We start from the raw sequence: 14,950 nt of genomic DNA, 5'->3' as shown, positions 1-14,950 counted from the left end.
ACTTACTCGGCGGCAACCGGTTGCAGCGGTTCCCTCGCGCCCGGCTCAACCACCGCGGACGCCCGTCGCGCCTTCATTTCCTCGAGATACTCAGCGCCCCAATCGCGCAGAGCGGCTATGACCGGAGAGAGAGAGCGGCCGAGTTCCGTCAGCTCGTAGTCGACGCGTGGCGGAATGCTCGGCGTCACGGTCCGTGAGATCATGCCGACGGCCTCCAGTTCGCGAAGCTGGCGTGTCAGCACGCGCTGGGTTGCGCCCGGGATTTGCCTGCGCAACTCGTTGAACCGCACCGGCCCGTCGATGAGGTTATAGAGGACGACGCCTTTCCAGCGGCCACCGATGAGATCGAGGGTCGCCTCGACCGGACATCCGGCTTTGCAATTGTATTCGCGAGCCTTCATCGCACTCTCCCGGTGGACAGAAAGGATACTACCCGACCGTTTTGTACCTTCTTGAGCCTGCCCGGACCCATGCCGATGTTCCGGCCATGAACGTCCCGCCGGGGCACCTAGATCAGGAACCGCAGACATGAAGGCCACAGGTTATATCAATCCGCTTCCGATATCCGATCCGAACTCCCTGTCCGACATCGAGATCGCGGCGCCGAAACCGGGTTCGCGCGATCTCCTGGTCGAGGTCAAGGCAGTTTCGGTCAATCCAGTCGATACCAAGATTCGCCGTGGGCGCCGCAGTGGAACGGCCGACCAACCGGTCGTGCTCGGCTGGGATGCCGCGGGCGTGGTCACGGAAATCGGTTCCGAGGTCACGCTGTTCAAGCCCGGCGACGAAGTGTTCTACGCCGGCGCGATCGAGCGGCCGGGCACCAATGCCGAATTGCACGTGGTCGATGAGCGCATTGTCGGCAGGAAGCCGAAGAGTCTCGACTTCGCAGACGCGGCGGCTCTACCGCTGACCGCGATCACCGCCTGGGAGATGCTGTTCGACCGGATGCGGATCGAAAGGGATGGTGGAGAAGGCGACACGATCCTGATCATGGCCGGTGCCGGCGGCGTCGGTTCGATCGCGACCCAGCTTGCCCGTAAGCTCACCCGCCTTACCGTCGTCGCCTCGGCCTCGCGTCCGGAGACGATCGAGTTCGCTAAGGCGCAGGGTGCGCATTTCATTGTCGACCATACCAAGCCGCTGGCCGAACAGTTCAAGGAGCAGAACATTCCTGCCCCACGCTACATCTTCAGCACATCGTCGACGGCAAGAGACCTGCCGCGATTCGTCGAGATCGCCAAGCCGCAGGGAATCATCGGCGCGATCGATGATGACGAGACGGTCAATGTCGCGTCGCTCAAGGGCAAGGCTCTCGGCTTCGTCTGGGAGATGATGTTCGCGCGCCCCCTCTATCAGACAGAGGACATGATCGAGCAACATCGCCTGCTCAATGCCGTTTCGGAACTGGTCGACAAGGGTGTCATCAAAACGACAGCGAACGAGCGGCTGCAGGGCATCAACGCGGCGAACCTGAAGACCGCGCACGCCAAGCTGGAGAGCGGCCGGACGATCGGCAAGATCGTCCTCGAAAGCTTCTGACGCCGTTTCAGGTTTTCAGTCGAACATTGCGGGTGAGGTAGGAAACGACCTCGCCCTCCGACCATGACGGCATGTAGAGCCCGACATAGCCGTCCGGCCGGACCAGCCATGCCTCGGCCTCCTGCCCCCCCAATGTCGCGGCAAAGTCCCCGGCTTCGTCGCGGATGATCGTGATCCCAAAGGGATCGGCCACCGACGTGCCCGCGGGGAGAATTGCGACCACGCGCACCACGCCTCCGAAACGCTCGCGAAGATTTTCCCCGAGACGCTCGATCGACCCGATATCTCCGGCCTGCGCGGTGATGAGGAGAACGAAGTTCGTCCCCTTCAGAACATCGAACAGGCGCAAGGGGAATCCGAATCCGGACCGGCGAAGGCCCTGCGCATCGGGGCAGCGGTCACCGGCAACCACATCGTCGCCGTCCGGCCCGATCGACAACGGTCCGTTGGTGTAGGCGACCAGCACCTGGGTATCCTCCAGTCGCTGGTCGGTCTTCGTGTCCTCGCTCCCGAGATTGACGCTCGCCTGCGTGGTCCTCTCGATCACGTCCATCGCCACCGGCCGGCGCTCGGCCTCATAGCTGTCGAGGAGACCATCGCTCGCCCGGCCCCTGGAAACCAGCGCGAGCTTCCAGGCGAGATTGTAGGCGTCCTGGATGCCGGTGTTCATGCCCTGCCCGCCGGTCGGCGGGTGAATGTGGCAGGCGTCGCCCGCAATGAAGGCATTACCGACTCGGTACGTCGCGGCGAGTCGCATGCTGATCCGGAAGATCGACGACCATCGCATCCCGGTCAGCTTCGGCGGGTCGGGAATGAGCCTGTCGGCCACTTCCTGCAGATCGGCGAGCGTCGCGCCCGGCCGGTCGGACTGGATGCCATGCTCCGTTCCACCCGGCGCGCGCAATCTCTCCGGAGCCAGCATCGATACGCGGTAGCGCCCGCGTTCGGGCAGCGGCACGGCCACGAAAATGTCCGGCGGCCCACCCTCTGCCGGCTTGATCGCGCGCAGGGAGAACCCTCGTGGCAGGTCCCAATCGATGCGGACATCGCCGAGCATGAAATCCCAGGGAAAGGCCTCTCCCTCGAAGTCGATGTCGAGCGCCTTGCGGACCGCGCTATGGGCGCCGTCGCAGCCGACGACATGGGAGAAATTGGCGACGGTCCGACCGGCCGGACGTTCCAGCGAAACCAGGACTTCGCCCTCCGATTGCTGAAGTCCTGCGAAGGTGACGCCCCGCTCGACCACCACGCCGTAGCTGGCGAGATGGGCTTCGAGGATCGCCTCGGTCGCATATTGGGGAATACCCAATCCGCCATAAGGCAGGTCGGAAAGGTCGCGCACCATGTCGGCCGGCGGCCGGCCGTCAAGCAGCGCGCGCATGCCCGTAATCCAAAGGCCGGCGTCCACGATCTCGCGCGCCACGCCCATGTCCTCGAACACTTCGAGCGTTCGTGGCGTCACGCCGATGGCCCGGCAATGAGGGGATCGTTCAGTGCGGCTGTCGATAATACGGACAATCGCGCCGTGCCGCGCGAGCTCCGCTGCGAGTGTCAGGCCGACAGGACCGGCTCCGACGACAAGTATTGTCTTGTTCATTGGCACCCTGACGTTTCTTCCCGGCCGCATTGTCACGCGCCGGGAAGAAACCGTCTATGGGGGTGCGAGTATTACTCCGCCGCGACAACCCGGACGCGTTCGCGGCCGGCCTTTTCCTTCTTCAGCTCTTCAGCCAGGAGGAAGGCGAGCTCGATCGCCTGCTCGGCGTTGAGGCGCGGGTCGCAATGCGTGTGGTAGCGGTCCTGCAGGTCCGCGTCCGAGATGGCGCGGGCGCCGCCCGTGCATTCCGTCACGTTCTGGCCGGTCATCTCGATATGGATGCCGCCTGCATGGGTGCCTTCCGCGCGATGCACCGCGAAGAAGTCGATGACCTCCTTCAGGATGCGCTCGAACGGACGGGTCTTGTAGCCGCCGGCCGTGATCGTGTTGCCGTGCATCGGATCGCACGACCAAACGACGTTCCTGCCCTCGCGCTTCACGGCGCGGATCAGGCCCGGCAAATGGTCGAACACCTTCTCATGCCCGAAGCGGGCGATCAGGGTCAGGCGACCGGGCTCGTTCTCTGGGTTGAGAATGTCGATCAGTTCGATCAGCTCGTCCGCCTTGAGCGACGGACCGCATTTCAAGCCGATCGGGTTCTTCACGCCCCGGCAGAATTCGAGATGCGCATGATCCTTCTGGCGCGTGCGGTCGCCGATCCAGAGCATGTGCCCGGAGGTCGCGTACCAGTCGCCCGAGGTCGAATCCACGCGGGTCAGCGCCTGCTCGAAGCCGAGCAGCAGCGCCTCGTGCGAGGTGTAGAGATCGGTCGTGCGCAACTCCGGATGGGCCTCGGGGTCGATGCCGCAGGCGCGCATGAAGTCGAGCGACTCCGTGATGCGATCCGCGATCTCCCTGTAACGGCTCGACTGCGGGCTCTCCTTGACGAAGCCCAGCATCCACTGATGCGCCTGGTCGAGATTGGCGTAGCCGCCGGTTGCGAATGCGCGCAGCAGGTTCAGCGTCGCCGCCGACTGGCGATAGGCCATCAGCAGGCGATGCGGATCCGGAATACGGGCCTCGGGCGTGAACGCCGCATCATTGATGATGTCGCCACGATAGCTCGGCAGCGTCACGCCGTTGATCGTCTCGTTGTCGGACGAGCGCGGCTTGGCGAACTGACCGGCAACGCGGCCGACCTTTACCACCGGCAGCGAACCGGCATAGGTCAGCACCACGGCCATCTGCAGCAGGACGCGGAAGAAGTCGCGGATGTTGTCGGCGCGGTGCTCGAGGAAGCTCTCGGCGCAATCGCCGCCCTGGAGAAGGAAGGCCTCGCCGGCGGCAACCTTGGCCAGATTCCGTTTCAGCTTACGCGCCTCGCCTGCAAAAACGAGCGGCGGGAAGGTCGCGAGCTGCGTCTCCACCGCGGCCAGAGCCGCTTCGTCGGGATAACCGGGAACCTGGACGATCGGCTTCGATCTCCAGCTGTCCGGTGTCCAACGCTCCGTCGTCATTGCTTTATCCTCCACTTCGGACGCAGGTCCCGTCCGGAAAGCGGGGTATATAGACCTCGCTTATCCCGCGCGCAAAGCATCAAGACGCAATGATTGGCTGTCATGCGTGCAAGAAAGCTCGCCTGGCTTCGACAAGTTGTTCGGGATCAGTGAATTAGGAACGATCCTGCACGATCACGCCGTACCAGCCGAGGCCGCGATAGGTTTCGTAGCCGGGCGTTGCGTGGAACGCGACGAGTGAGCCGTTCGGCGCGGTGTAATAGCCGCTCTCGCCTCCACGGATATCGAGCGACAGCCGTTCCGACAGGACACCTCGCCCGTCGGAGGATGCGAGAATCCGCTGATCGGCATCGACGAGCATCACCCTCGAATGCGCCTTCTCGTCTTCGGACAGCCGCACGCCCTCGACGATCGTCTTCGCCTGCGGCGCCCAGTCGAAATGTGCGGCGAGCACGCCGATCGGCTTTCCGTTCGCCTTGCCGCCTTCGCAGATCTGCGCCGAATAGGTGGCACTGGTTCCATTACCCAGCAAAGGCTGCACCGCGATATCGTCGACGGCGAAGGCATCGCCACCACGGAGTGACATGGCCTGCTGGAACCAGCTCTCGCGGGAGACATCCGCGCCGGCCACCTGGTAACGGCCCGGGCGGCCGTTCGCGAGAATCTTGCCGTCGGTGCTGCAGAGCCAGAGGTCGAGATAGACGGTATAGGCATCGAGGATCACGCCCAGCCGTTCGCTGGCATAGGCCTTCGCGCCGTCGTCCTTGGCTGCCGCACAATCGACGACAGCGGAATCCGTCGCCCACCAGCGCACGTCGCATGTGCGCTCATAGAGATTGCGATCGATGATCTCGATGGCGTTGAGCGCGAGATCGACGAGACGGGCGCCCTGCGCCTGCCGGGCCATGATCGCGGTCAGCCGTTCGAGCTCGGTGATCTGACCGACCAATTCTTCTTCGAGACTGCCGGCGACCGTCGCCACCTCGCCGCCGACGCCGCGAACTTCCTGCGCGACGATGGCGAAGCCGCGTCCCGCATCCCCTGCCCGGCCGGCCTCGATCATGGCGTTCAGCGCGAGGATGCGCATACGGCTCGTGATCTTCTGGATGTCCTGGATCTTGCGATTGGTCAGCGTATTGACGGCCGTCGTCAGGCTGGCGACATCCGCCAGCGAGACTGCCGCCTCACCTTGGGCTTTCTGACTAGCGAACATTGAGCGCCCCCAGCACCCGCATCGCAGGATCGGTCAGTAGCCTTAGCAGTTCATCGTTTCCGCAAGCTTAATACGCCGAAACTGCTCATAAAATTGCTTGAGATGTAATTATGCCTGCATCAGGCGCCGCCGGGATTGGTCGTGTTCATCTTCTCGCGGAGCGTGACAAGTTCCTCCGCCGCCGTCGGATGCACGGCGACGGTACGGTCGAAATCTGCCTTCGTAGCGCCCATGCCGACGGCGATCGCGGCGATCTGAATCATCTCGCCAGCGTCCTCACCCATGATGTGGACGCCCAGCACCTTGTCCGACTTGGCGTCGACCACGAGCTTCATGAAGGTGCGTTCCTGACGGCGTGTCATCACGTGTTTCAGGCTGCGAAAGCGCGTTTTGTAGATATCGACCGCCACCATCATCTCCTCGCGCGCCTGCTGCTCGGTCAGGCCGACTGTGCCGATCTCGGGCGTCGAGAACACGGCCGTCGCCACTAGCGAATGGTCGGGCACCCACTTCTTCTCGCCAAACAGCATGTCAGCCAGCGCGTGCCCCTCGCGGATCGCGACCGGAGTGAGGTTGACGCGGTCGGTCACGTCGCCGACGGCGAAGATGTTCGGTACGTTCGTCCGCGAATTCTGATCGACCTTGATCTCGCCATTCGCGCCGAGCGCCACCCCCGCGGCCTCGAGACCCAGCCCTTTCGTGTTGGGCGAGCGGCCGGTCGCGAAAAACACGACGTCGAAATCGTCGGTGTCGCCGGCCATATACTCGACGCGACGGCAATTGTTCTCGATCGCCTCGATCTTCGCGACCGTATTGTTCATCTTCACCGTGATGCCCTCGGCCGCCAAGGCCAGCATCAGCTCGTCGCGCAGATCCTCGTCGAAGCCGCGCAGCACCTTCTCGCCACGATGAATGAGCGTCACCTTCGAGCCGAGCCGCTGGAATAGGCAGGCGAATTCGAGCGCGATATAGCCGCCGCCGACGATCAGAATCCGGTTCGGCAGCTCCGGAAGATCGAACGCCTCGTTGGAGGAGATCGCCAGTTCCGCGCCCGAAATGTGCGGCGCGACGGGGTGACCGCCGGTCGAGATCAGGATGTTCTTCGCGGTGATCGTCCGGTCCTCGCCGATGAGGCGCACGGTATGAGCGTCGACGACTTCCGCCCGGGTCTGATGAATCTCGACGTCGGTGCGCTCCAGATTGCGCTGGTAGATTTCCGAGAGCCGCCCAATCTCCTTGTCCTTCGCGTCGCGCAGCGCGTTCCAGGAGAATTCCGGCTTCTTCGGGATGGTCCAGCCGAATCCCGCAGCATCGTCAAAGGCATCGCGGAATCGGCTCGCGAGAACCATGATCTTCTTTGGCACGCAGCCACGGATCACGCATGTGCCGCCGATGCGGTATTCCTCGGCGATCGCGACCCTGGCGCCGTAGCCCGCCGAGATTCGCGCCGCCCGGACGCCGCCTGAACCCGCACCCACCACGAACAGATCGACGTCGAACTCGCTCATCTGGCTCACCTCTTTCGGAGCGCAGAGGTGTTTGTTCGGCGCGCGAAGGTCAAGCGGGAAGCGAAGCGAACAGACTAATGACACTCTCGACTTGAAGAAGGTCCCGTCCCAAGATACGGACCTCGCGGTTCAACCCGCCAAGGAAAAATGGGGAGGAAACGTATGCGTGCGTTCACTCAGGCGCTCGCCGGCATTCTCGTTGCCGGCGCGCTCGCGACACCGGTCTTCGCTCAGGAGCTCAAGATCATGGCTCCTGCCGCTCCGGGCGGCGGCTGGGACCAGACGGCGCGTTCCCTCCAGCAGGCGCTGCAGACCGAAGGCCTCGCCAAGGGCGTCCAGGTCAACAACGTTCCGGGTGCCGGCGGCTCGATCGGCATCGCGCAGTTCGTCAACCAGTCGAAGGGCGATCCGAACGCTCTCATGGTCGGCGGCTATGTCATGGTCGGCGCTCTCATCGCCAACAATTCGCCGGTGAAGCTCGATCAGGTCACGCCGATCGCGCGCCTGACCGGCGAGTACGAAGCCATCGTCGTTCCGACGAGCTCCACCATCAAGACGATCGGCGATCTCGTCGCGCAGCTGAAGGCCGATCCGGGCACGGTCAGCTGGGGCGGCGGCTCGGCCGGCGGCACCGACCACATCACGGTCGGCCTGATCGCCAAGGCGGCCGGCGTCGATCCCACCAAGATCAACTACATCCCGTTCTCGGGCGGCGGCGAAGCCCTCGCGGCCATCGTCGGCGGCAAGGTCACGGCCGGCATCTCCGGCTATGGCGAGTTCGAAGGCCAGGTGAAGGCCGGCAAGCTCCGCGTCCTCGCGGTCTCGGCTCCCGAACGCCTCGCCGGCGTCGATGCGCCGACGCTGAAGGAAGCCGGCATCAACGTCGAGGTCCAGAACTGGCGTGCGATCTGGGCCGCTCCCGGCATCACCCCCGAGCAGAAGGCCAGCCTGATTTCCACCTTCGAAAAGCTGCACGGCTCGAAGAGCTGGAAGGATACGCTGGCGGCCAAGGGCTGGTCCGACACCTTCCTGGCGGGCGACACCTTCGGCGGCTACGTCACCAAGGAGGTCGAGCAGACCACGGCGGTGCTCAAGGATATCGGACTGGCCAAGTGATCGATGGCAATCAGGCCCCCGTTTCTTCCCGGGCTGACAAGGCGGCGTTCCTCATCGCCGCCGGTCTTTTCGCCCTGGCCGGGGTCGTTGCGTGGGACGCGGCGCATCTCAACGCCGCCGTCGCCACCTATTCGCGCGTCGGCGCCGCCGCCTTCCCCTACGGGATCGCGGCTGCGCTGACCGCTCTCGGTCTCGGCACCGTGGCGGCCGCGATCAAGGGCGAGTTTCCGGATCGCGAGGAGCTTGAGCTTCATCGCGTCGGCTGGATCCTCGGCGGCCTGATCGCCCAGATCGTCCTGCTCGGCTTCGCAGGCTTCTCGATCGCGACCGGCGTGCTGTTCGCGTTCACCGCGCGCGGCTTCGGCGGCAAGCCGCTCTGGGCCACGATACCGATCGGCATCGTGCTCTCCCTCATTCTCTATCTCGTCTTTTCCAAAGGCCTGGAGCTCGGTCTGCCGCAAGGTCCTCTCGAGCGTCTTTTCTGAGCACCCATCATGGATAGCTTCGCTTCCCTGCTTCACGGCCTCTCGGTTGCGATGCAACCGGGCAATCTCCTCTACGCCTTCATCGGCGTGACGCTCGGCACCGCCGTCGGCGTGCTGCCGGGCATCGGCCCCGCGCTCACCGTGGCGCTGCTCCTGCCGATCACCTTCAAGCTCGACCCGGCCGGCTCGCTGATCATGTTCGCCGGTATCTACTATGGCGGCATGTATGGCGGCTCGACCTCGTCGATCCTGCTGAACACGCCGGGCGAAAGCGCCTCGATGATCACGGCGCTGGAAGGTAACAAGATGGCCCGCGCCGGTCGCGGCGGACCGGCGCTTGCGACGTCGGCCATCGGCTCCTTCGTCGCGGGCATGATCGCGACGATCGGATTGGCCTTCCTCGCGCCGCTCGTGGTCGATCTCGCGTTGAGCTTTGGCCCCGCCGAATATTTCGCGCTCATGGTACTTGCCTTCACAACCGTGTCGGCGGCGTTCGGAAACTCAGCCCTGCGCGGACTGACGAGCCTGTTTATCGGCCTGGCGCTGGGTCTCATCGGCATCGATTTGCAGACAGGTCAGGCTCGCCTTGCCTTCGGCATTCCCGATCTGCTCGATGGCGTAGAGGTGACAACCGCTGCCGTCGGCATGTTCGCCCTCGGCGAGACGCTCTACGTCGCCGCAACCGCTTCGAGGTCGCCCGACAAGATCGAGCCGGTCCGCGGCTCGCTCTGGATGACGGCCAGCGATTGGGCGCGTTCGTGGAAGCCGTGGCTGCGCGGAACCCTCCTCGGCTTCCCGATCGGCGCCCTGCCCGCGGGCGGCGCGGAGATCCCGACCTTCCTCTCGTATTCGATCGAAAAGCAGCTCTCGCAGAATCCCGAGGAATTCGGACAGGGTGCGATCGAGGGCGTCGCCGGCCCGGAAGCTGCGAACAACGCCTCCGCCGCCGGCACTCTCGTACCGCTGCTGACACTCGGCCTGCCAACCTCGGCCACGGCCGCGATGATGCTCGCCGGCTTCCAGCAATACGGTCTCCAGCCCGGCCCGCTGCTGTTCACCAGCAATCCGGACCTCGTCTGGGGCCTGGTCGCTAGCCTTCTGATCGCGAACTTCATGCTCCTGGTGCTGAACCTGCCGCTAATCGGCCTCTGGGTGCGCCTGCTCGCGATCCCGCGTCCGTGGCTCTATGGCGGCATTCTGGTGTTCGCGACGCTCGGCACTCTCGGCGCGAATCCGTCGGCGTTCGAGCTCGGTATGCTGGCCGTTCTCGGCGTGCTCGGTTTCGGGATGCGCTATTTCGATTACCCGGTCGCGCCCGTCATCATCGGCCTGATCCTCGGCCCGCTCGCGGAGCAGCAGCTCCGCCGAGCGCTGGCAATCAGCCAGGGTAATCCGTCAGCCCTGGTCGAGACGCCGCTTGCGATCGGCATCTACGTCATCTGTGCGCTGATCGTGGTCGGCCCGCTGGTCTGGCGGATGGTGAGCAAGAAGCCGCTGCCGGTATTGGCAAGCTCGGAAGACTGACAAAAAAGGCCGCGATCACATCGCGGCCTTTTCCCATCAGAGCTCGTGGCCCTTCTTTTTCATCTCGGCGCGGACCTGGTTCATGATCTCGACGCTCATCTGCTGCGACCATTCGCGGGCGAGGCCGTAGCTCTCGCGCAGGATGTCCGGCATGGATGCCGTCATCTTCTGGCCGGCCGGCGACTGATAGAACGCGACGATGTCCTTCAATTCGGCCTCACTCAGCTTCTGAGCGTAGACGCCGGCGATCTTGTTGATCAGCTCGTCGTCCGAATTCTTCATCTTGTCGTTCAGCGTCGTGATGACGAGATCGAGATCGGGCTGAAGCGTCGGGTTGGTCCGGATGATCGACTGGCGGGCATCGACCAGGAGCTTCGTCACCACAGAGTCGAAGCTCCTGCCTGCACCGGTGAAATCGAGGACCGCGCGGGCAAGCGCCAGATGCTCGGGCGACACCGGCTTCGTGGCGGTTGCGGCCGGCGCCGCGGGCTTGGTCTGCGCGGCTGCCGGGGCTGCCATCGCGCACGACAGGAGAAGTGCCGAGGCGAACCGGCGAACAAAGAGGGACGTCATCGATCGTTCTCCAAAAAACATTCAGCGTGAAATGCGCTCGATACCGGACGGCCCGGCAAGGAAGGCATCGCTGGCCAGCCCAAGAAAAAGCCCATGTTCGACGACCCCCGGGATCGCCGATAAACCAAGCGCAAGCGCTTCGGGATCCGGAATCCGGCCCAAAGCGGCGTCGAGGATGAAATGTCCGCCATCCGTGACCAAAGCATGGCCGTCCTTCAGGCGGAGGGTGACCGCGCCGTCGCAGCCGGCGGCGATCATCGCCTTGACGATGCAGCGCCGCGTCGATTCCAGTCCGAACGGGACGACTTCGATCGGAAGCGGAAACGCCCCCAGCACGTCGACCTTTTTGGCGGCGTCCGCGATCACGACCATGCGTGTACTGGCATTGGCGACGATCTTTTCGCGGAGCAGCGCAGCGCCACCGCCCTTGATCAGGCGAAGCCGGGAATCGAGCTCGTCCGCGCCATCGACCGTGAGATCGAGTTCCGGTGTCTCGTCGAGCGTAGTTAGTCGGATGCCCGCCTTTTCGGCCTGAACGTGAGTCGCCTCCGACGTTGGAATGCCGACCACGTCGAAACCGGCTCTCACCTTCTGACCGAGCAGATCGACGAAATGCGCGGCGGTCGACCCCGTGCCGAGGCCCAGCCGCATACCCGGTTCGACGAGTTCCAGGGCGGCCGCGGCCGCCTCGCGCTTCAAAGCATCCACATTCATGTGTTCAGCCTTCGGCGACATGGCCTTGGAGGTCGTCAGCGGGGAGGCTCCCTGCCCGGTCCAGGCACCATAGGTTTGGCGGTGCTGCCGCCGCCCGGGCGTTCGCGAGGTTCATCTCGTCTCCTGACGCGCTCTTGGGCGGCGGTCTAGCAGGTCTTCCGCGAAAGGGCTATCCGGCCCTTCGTCAGCGCGCCTGCGGCGTACAGACGACGCGTTCGGTCAGCACGTAGCAGATCGAGACCTCGCCGGTGCGCACGTTCACCCGGAAAACGCCGCCCTCGCGCTCATGGTTCGAGCGGACGAGATCGTAATCACCCGGGATCGGCTGCGGCCCGCCGCCTTCGCCGGCCGGATAGCAAAGCGCCACGCCGACCGTGTTGTCCTTGATGGCGTACTGGCAGGCGCCCATTTCGCCGGTCAGCCGGTTCACGCGGTAGACGCGGTTGAGATCGATCTGCGGCGCCGGCATGAAACGGTATTCGTCGGCAACCGCCGTCCCCATGCCCGCCACGGCCAGCGCAAGCGCCATACCTGCAATCACTCTGGATCGGCTCATAGTCCCCACCCCAGCACGACTCGCGTGTCTCGTGATGGTATAGCCAGTCTTCGATCCGTCCTCAAAATCCAACCGGGAAGCCTCATGACCGGCCGCACCATCGTTTTCGACCTCGACGGCACGCTCGTCGACAGCGCCCCCGACATCATCAATGGCTTGAACGTCTCGCTGGCGCTCGAGAACATCGACCCTGTCACGCCGCTCGAACTGCGTTCCCTGATCGGCGGCGGCGTCCGGCTCCTGCTCTCGCGGGGCCTGAAATTGAGAAAACACGAGGTCTCCGAGCCCCGCTTCGAGGAGCTCGTCGCGACCTTCCTCTCCCATTACGAACTGCACATCGCCGACGAGACGACGCTCTATCCGGATGTCATCGCCGTGCTCGATCGGCTGGCCGCCGACGGAAACCGCCTCGCGATCTGCACCAACAAGCCGATCAAGCTGACGCATCTTCTGCTTGATGCCCTGAACATCCGCGACCGCTTCGCCGCCGTCACCGGTGCCGATACCTTCCCGGTGCGGAAGCCGGACGCCGCCCATCTCACCGGCACGATCGAACTCGCCAAGGGCAACCCGGCCAATGCGATCATGATTGGCGATTCAAAGACCGACCTCGATACGGCCCGCAACGCAGGCCTGCCGATCGTCCTGATGGATTACGGCTACACCGAGATCCCGGCCTCCGAACTCGGCCCCGACCGTCTGCTCTCCAATTTCAGAGATGTACCGGGCGCCATCGACGACCTGCTCGGCGCGGCGGTGTCGCGATGAACAAGCTGATCGTCGGAAGCTTCGTCGCGGTACTCGTCGTCTTCACCGCGATCGCGCTCTACACGAATCTCAAGCGGGTGAACGACATCCCCCCGCCGCCGGCAAATACCCAGCCGCAATAGCAAAAGAAAAAGGGCGCCAGAGGCGCCCTTTTCTTCAGGGTCCTTCGGGGAGAGGGTCAGTTCCCGAGCGAAACCCGCTTCAGCGTCGTCTCGGCTTGGCCGGTCGGGAGGGCGACCGTCATGTACCGATGGGCTGCTTCCGTCGCCATGGCATGGGCGGCAGTGATGCGCTCGATGGAACCATCCCGATCAACCGAGGCCGCGCCACTGAGACGGACGCCGACAGCCAGTCGATCGCCCTTGGCGGCCAGATTGGAATTCGTGGTGGTCGACGCCGTTGCCGGGGTCATTTCAGCGACCGCGACGGCGCTTGCCGTGCGCGACTGATCTGCGAAGGCCCACGCGCCTAGCGTGATTGCCGAAACCAGACCGAGTGTCGTTGCGAAACCGCGGAACATTGTCGTTAACCCCTTGCGAGCACCTGATGACAACTTTCTTAACCAAGCTTTGTTTCACGCGTAGTTCGTGAAATGTTTCGTCGAGGTTACGTCGCTGGGTTGCGCGGACACGAAAAAGCCCCGCCAGGCTGTCGCCTGACGGGGCGTTAAGTTGAGGAACCGGCGAGAGGTCGGACCGGCCCTCCCCCCAGATCAGTTGAAGAGGCTGTCGAACTTCACGTTCAGGCGGCCGCGAACGACATCATTGCTGAGACCGATGTTGGTGTCGGGCGGAAGAACTCCATCCCCGATCTCCTCGTCGTCGAACTCATAGTGGAGATATTCGACGCCGATCGTGACGTTATCGGTGATGGCATATTCGATACCGCCACCGGCAACCCAGCCGAAGTAGTCCGCATCATCGTCGAAGCCGACGGCGTCAAACGAAAGACCCGTGAAGGCGGCACCACCGGTACCGAACAGCAGGAAGCGGTCGACCGCGAAACCAACGCGGCCACGAAACGAGGCCAAGAAGTCCTGCTCGACGCCAAAGGGAAAGCCGCCGCCATCAACGAAGTCGTCATCGTTGTTCACGAAGGAGCCGTCACCTTCGAGACCTAGCACCCAGGAATCCCATTGCCAGTTGTAGCCGATCTGGCCGCCGACGACGAAGTTGTCCATGTCGCCGAGGAAGCCCAGAGCGGCATCCGGGTCGGTCTCAGCCCAGTTCCAGCCGCCATGAGCACCGATGTAGAAGCCTGTCCAGCTGAACAGCGGCTCGGGCGCAACCGTCTCTATCGGCGCGGGAGCAGGCATGTCCGCGGCATAGGCTGCGGGAGTTAGGCCAGCCAGTACTGCGCCAGCCAACACAATCTTGCGCATTCGGAAGTCCCTCCAGTTGGAGAGCGCAGCTTCTCATTGATTCGCGCGCAATGCTGTATCAAACACGCAACACGTGTAGAGAACGCGCATTACACAACCGGGGAAGGTTAGCGACACCAGAATTCGTCGCCGTCCGGCCATCGACGGGCAAGTCCTTCTCCGATCAATACCTCTCCGAGGTCGCGCCCGCCCGCCCGCACGAGCACTAGAGTCCGGCCATATCTGTCGTGTCCGGTTCGCGTCACAGCCAGCGGCCCGCTGTTGAGAAGTTCCGCCAGCCGCAGCCCGGCCTTGCGGCCCAGCCCGATCTCGCGCTGCCCTCCGCAGAGATTCGTGTGTATCTCCGGCGTGTCGATGCTTTCGATCCGCATTCTCTCGCCGTTCAACCGGAACGTATCGCCGTCGACGACGCAGGTCGGGGCCGAACCGGGTCCGCATATCGAGAAGCTCATGCGAGGAAGCGCCTCGCTCGGCTTGGGCCCGACGATCTCGCCTAAACCGCAATAGGCAGCCAGC

17 protein-coding genes are annotated in these 14,950 nt (G+C 64.0%); 6 read left to right on the top strand and 11 right to left on the bottom strand.

Annotation, left to right across the window (positions count from 1 at the left end):
* Window positions 1-2: 2 nt before the first annotated feature.
* Complete coding sequence (locus ACFPFW_RS07575; RefSeq protein WP_114956561.1) at window positions 3-401, bottom strand: winged helix-turn-helix transcriptional regulator; 399 nt, start codon at window positions 399-401, stop codon at window positions 3-5.
* A gap of 127 nt (window positions 402-528) precedes the next feature.
* Here ACFPFW_RS07575 and ACFPFW_RS07570 point away from each other — a divergent pair, with 127 nt between their 5' ends.
* Complete coding sequence (locus ACFPFW_RS07570; protein ID WP_114956562.1) at window positions 529-1,542, top strand: zinc-binding alcohol dehydrogenase family protein; 1,014 nt, start codon at window positions 529-531, stop codon at window positions 1,540-1,542.
* 7 nt (window positions 1,543-1,549) lie between these two features.
* On the opposite strand, the gene ACFPFW_RS07565 is transcribed toward ACFPFW_RS07570, so the two are convergent.
* The 4 genes from ACFPFW_RS07565 to gor all read right to left on the bottom strand — a co-directional run bounded on the left by ACFPFW_RS07565 (window position 1,550) and on the right by gor (window position 7,317).
* Complete coding sequence (locus ACFPFW_RS07565; protein ID WP_379770141.1) at window positions 1,550-3,139, bottom strand: FAD-dependent monooxygenase; 1,590 nt, start codon at window positions 3,137-3,139, stop codon at window positions 1,550-1,552.
* Window positions 3,140-3,210: 71 nt separating this feature from the next.
* The gene (locus tag ACFPFW_RS07560; RefSeq protein ID WP_114956564.1) at window positions 3,211-4,596 is read right to left on the bottom strand and encodes a class II 3-deoxy-7-phosphoheptulonate synthase; all 1,386 of its coding nucleotides are present in this window, start codon (window positions 4,594-4,596) and stop codon (window positions 3,211-3,213) included.
* A gap of 154 nt (window positions 4,597-4,750) precedes the next feature.
* Window positions 4,751-5,809 (bottom strand): methyl-accepting chemotaxis protein, encoded by a 1,059-nt coding sequence (locus ACFPFW_RS07555; RefSeq protein ID WP_114956565.1) that lies wholly within the window; start codon window positions 5,807-5,809, stop codon window positions 4,751-4,753.
* Window positions 5,810-5,928: 119 nt separating this feature from the next.
* Entirely contained in the window at window positions 5,929-7,317 is a 1,389-nt protein-coding gene (gene gor / locus ACFPFW_RS07550) for a glutathione-disulfide reductase (protein ID WP_114956566.1), read from the bottom strand.
* Between the two features lie 162 nt (window positions 7,318-7,479).
* Here gor and ACFPFW_RS07545 point away from each other — a divergent pair, with 162 nt between their 5' ends.
* The 3 genes from ACFPFW_RS07545 to ACFPFW_RS07535 are packed head-to-tail and all read left to right on the top strand — an operon-like array spanning window position 7,480 to window position 10,442.
* Window positions 7,480-8,433, top strand: coding sequence for a Bug family tripartite tricarboxylate transporter substrate binding protein (locus tag ACFPFW_RS07545; protein WP_114956567.1), 954 nt, complete (start codon window positions 7,480-7,482; stop codon window positions 8,431-8,433).
* Window positions 8,433-8,918, top strand: coding sequence for a tripartite tricarboxylate transporter TctB family protein (locus ACFPFW_RS07540; protein ID WP_114956682.1), 486 nt, complete (start codon window positions 8,433-8,435; stop codon window positions 8,916-8,918). The genes ACFPFW_RS07545 and ACFPFW_RS07540 overlap by 1 nt, the downstream gene beginning before the upstream one ends.
* Before the next feature lie 9 nt (window positions 8,919-8,927).
* A complete protein-coding gene (locus tag ACFPFW_RS07535; protein WP_114956568.1) occupies window positions 8,928-10,442 on the top strand; it encodes a tripartite tricarboxylate transporter permease in 1,515 nt (504 codons plus the stop codon).
* A 36-nt stretch (window positions 10,443-10,478) separates the two neighbouring features.
* On the opposite strand, the gene ACFPFW_RS07530 is transcribed toward ACFPFW_RS07535, so the two are convergent.
* From ACFPFW_RS07530 to ACFPFW_RS07520, 3 genes are all read right to left on the bottom strand, one after another.
* Window positions 10,479-11,015, bottom strand: a complete 537-nt coding sequence (locus ACFPFW_RS07530) for a DUF2059 domain-containing protein (RefSeq protein WP_162799632.1) — start codon at window positions 11,013-11,015, stop codon at window positions 10,479-10,481.
* A gap of 21 nt (window positions 11,016-11,036) precedes the next feature.
* Window positions 11,037-11,729 (bottom strand): ribose-5-phosphate isomerase RpiA, encoded by a 693-nt coding sequence (rpiA, locus tag ACFPFW_RS07525; RefSeq protein ID WP_114956683.1) that lies wholly within the window; start codon window positions 11,727-11,729, stop codon window positions 11,037-11,039.
* A gap of 184 nt (window positions 11,730-11,913) precedes the next feature.
* Window positions 11,914-12,285 (bottom strand): hypothetical protein, encoded by a 372-nt coding sequence (locus ACFPFW_RS07520; protein ID WP_379770134.1) that lies wholly within the window; start codon window positions 12,283-12,285, stop codon window positions 11,914-11,916.
* Window positions 12,286-12,369: 84 nt separating this feature from the next.
* Here ACFPFW_RS07520 and ACFPFW_RS07515 point away from each other — a divergent pair, with 84 nt between their 5' ends.
* A complete protein-coding gene (locus ACFPFW_RS07515) occupies window positions 12,370-13,053 on the top strand; it encodes an HAD-IA family hydrolase (protein ID WP_114956571.1) in 684 nt (227 codons plus the stop codon).
* On the top strand, window positions 13,050-13,175 hold the full coding sequence (locus ACFPFW_RS07510; RefSeq protein ID WP_379770131.1) for a hypothetical protein: 126 nt from the start codon (window positions 13,050-13,052) through the stop codon (window positions 13,173-13,175). The genes ACFPFW_RS07515 and ACFPFW_RS07510 overlap by 4 nt, the downstream gene beginning before the upstream one ends.
* A 56-nt stretch (window positions 13,176-13,231) precedes the next feature.
* Here ACFPFW_RS07510 and ACFPFW_RS07505 read toward each other — a convergent pair whose 3' ends face one another.
* The 3 genes from ACFPFW_RS07505 to ACFPFW_RS07495 all read right to left on the bottom strand — a co-directional run bounded on the left by ACFPFW_RS07505 (window position 13,232) and on the right by ACFPFW_RS07495 (window position 14,886).
* Window positions 13,232-13,573, bottom strand: coding sequence for a hypothetical protein (locus tag ACFPFW_RS07505; RefSeq protein ID WP_114956572.1), 342 nt, complete (start codon window positions 13,571-13,573; stop codon window positions 13,232-13,234).
* Between the two features lie 192 nt (window positions 13,574-13,765).
* Window positions 13,766-14,434, bottom strand: a complete 669-nt coding sequence (locus tag ACFPFW_RS07500; RefSeq protein WP_114956573.1) for an outer membrane protein — start codon at window positions 14,432-14,434, stop codon at window positions 13,766-13,768.
* A gap of 107 nt (window positions 14,435-14,541) precedes the next feature.
* Window positions 14,542-14,886, bottom strand: coding sequence for a thermonuclease family protein (locus tag ACFPFW_RS07495; protein WP_162799633.1), 345 nt, complete (start codon window positions 14,884-14,886; stop codon window positions 14,542-14,544).
* Window positions 14,887-14,950: the final 64 nt, after the last annotated feature.

Source organism: Flaviflagellibacter deserti, from assembly GCF_042652085.1.
GTDB classification, from domain to species: domain Bacteria; phylum Pseudomonadota; class Alphaproteobacteria; order Rhizobiales; family Methylopilaceae; genus Flaviflagellibacter; species Flaviflagellibacter deserti.
This window is presented reverse-complemented; position numbering and strand designations above follow the sequence as displayed.

What these genes read in the sequence shown, in the direction of transcription:
- ACFPFW_RS07510 (WP_379770131.1), top strand. Translation starts at nt 13,050, where the DNA reads ATGAACAAGCTGATCGTCGGAAGCTTCGTCGCGGTACTCGTCGTCTTC.
- ACFPFW_RS07500 (WP_114956573.1), bottom strand. Translation starts at nt 14,434, where the DNA reads ATGCGCAAGATTGTGTTGGCTGGCGCAGTACTGGCTGGCCTAACTCCC.
- ACFPFW_RS07535 (WP_114956568.1), top strand. Translation starts at nt 8,928, where the DNA reads ATGGATAGCTTCGCTTCCCTGCTTCACGGCCTCTCGGTTGCGATGCAA.
- ACFPFW_RS07570 (WP_114956562.1), top strand. Translation starts at nt 529, where the DNA reads ATGAAGGCCACAGGTTATATCAATCCGCTTCCGATATCCGATCCGAAC.
- ACFPFW_RS07545 (WP_114956567.1), top strand. Translation starts at nt 7,480, where the DNA reads ATGCGTGCGTTCACTCAGGCGCTCGCCGGCATTCTCGTTGCCGGCGCG.
- ACFPFW_RS07495 (WP_162799633.1), bottom strand. Translation starts at nt 14,886, where the DNA reads ATGAGCTTCTCGATATGCGGACCCGGTTCGGCCCCGACCTGCGTCGTC.
- ACFPFW_RS07520 (WP_379770134.1), bottom strand. Translation starts at nt 12,285, where the DNA reads ATGAGCCGATCCAGAGTGATTGCAGGTATGGCGCTTGCGCTGGCCGTG.
- gor (WP_114956566.1), bottom strand. Translation starts at nt 7,317, where the DNA reads ATGAGCGAGTTCGACGTCGATCTGTTCGTGGTGGGTGCGGGTTCAGGC.
- ACFPFW_RS07560 (WP_114956564.1), bottom strand. Translation starts at nt 4,596, where the DNA reads ATGACGACGGAGCGTTGGACACCGGACAGCTGGAGATCGAAGCCGATC.
- ACFPFW_RS07505 (WP_114956572.1), bottom strand. Translation starts at nt 13,573, where the DNA reads ATGTTCCGCGGTTTCGCAACGACACTCGGTCTGGTTTCGGCAATCACG.
- rpiA (WP_114956683.1), bottom strand. Translation starts at nt 11,729, where the DNA reads ATGAATGTGGATGCTTTGAAGCGCGAGGCGGCCGCGGCCGCCCTGGAA.
- ACFPFW_RS07555 (WP_114956565.1), bottom strand. Translation starts at nt 5,809, where the DNA reads ATGTTCGCTAGTCAGAAAGCCCAAGGTGAGGCGGCAGTCTCGCTGGCG.
- ACFPFW_RS07515 (WP_114956571.1), top strand. Translation starts at nt 12,370, where the DNA reads ATGACCGGCCGCACCATCGTTTTCGACCTCGACGGCACGCTCGTCGAC.
- ACFPFW_RS07575 (WP_114956561.1), bottom strand. Translation starts at nt 401, where the DNA reads ATGAAGGCTCGCGAATACAATTGCAAAGCCGGATGTCCGGTCGAGGCG.
- ACFPFW_RS07530 (WP_162799632.1), bottom strand. Translation starts at nt 11,015, where the DNA reads ATGACGTCCCTCTTTGTTCGCCGGTTCGCCTCGGCACTTCTCCTGTCG.
- ACFPFW_RS07565 (WP_379770141.1), bottom strand. Translation starts at nt 3,139, where the DNA reads ATGAACAAGACAATACTTGTCGTCGGAGCCGGTCCTGTCGGCCTGACA.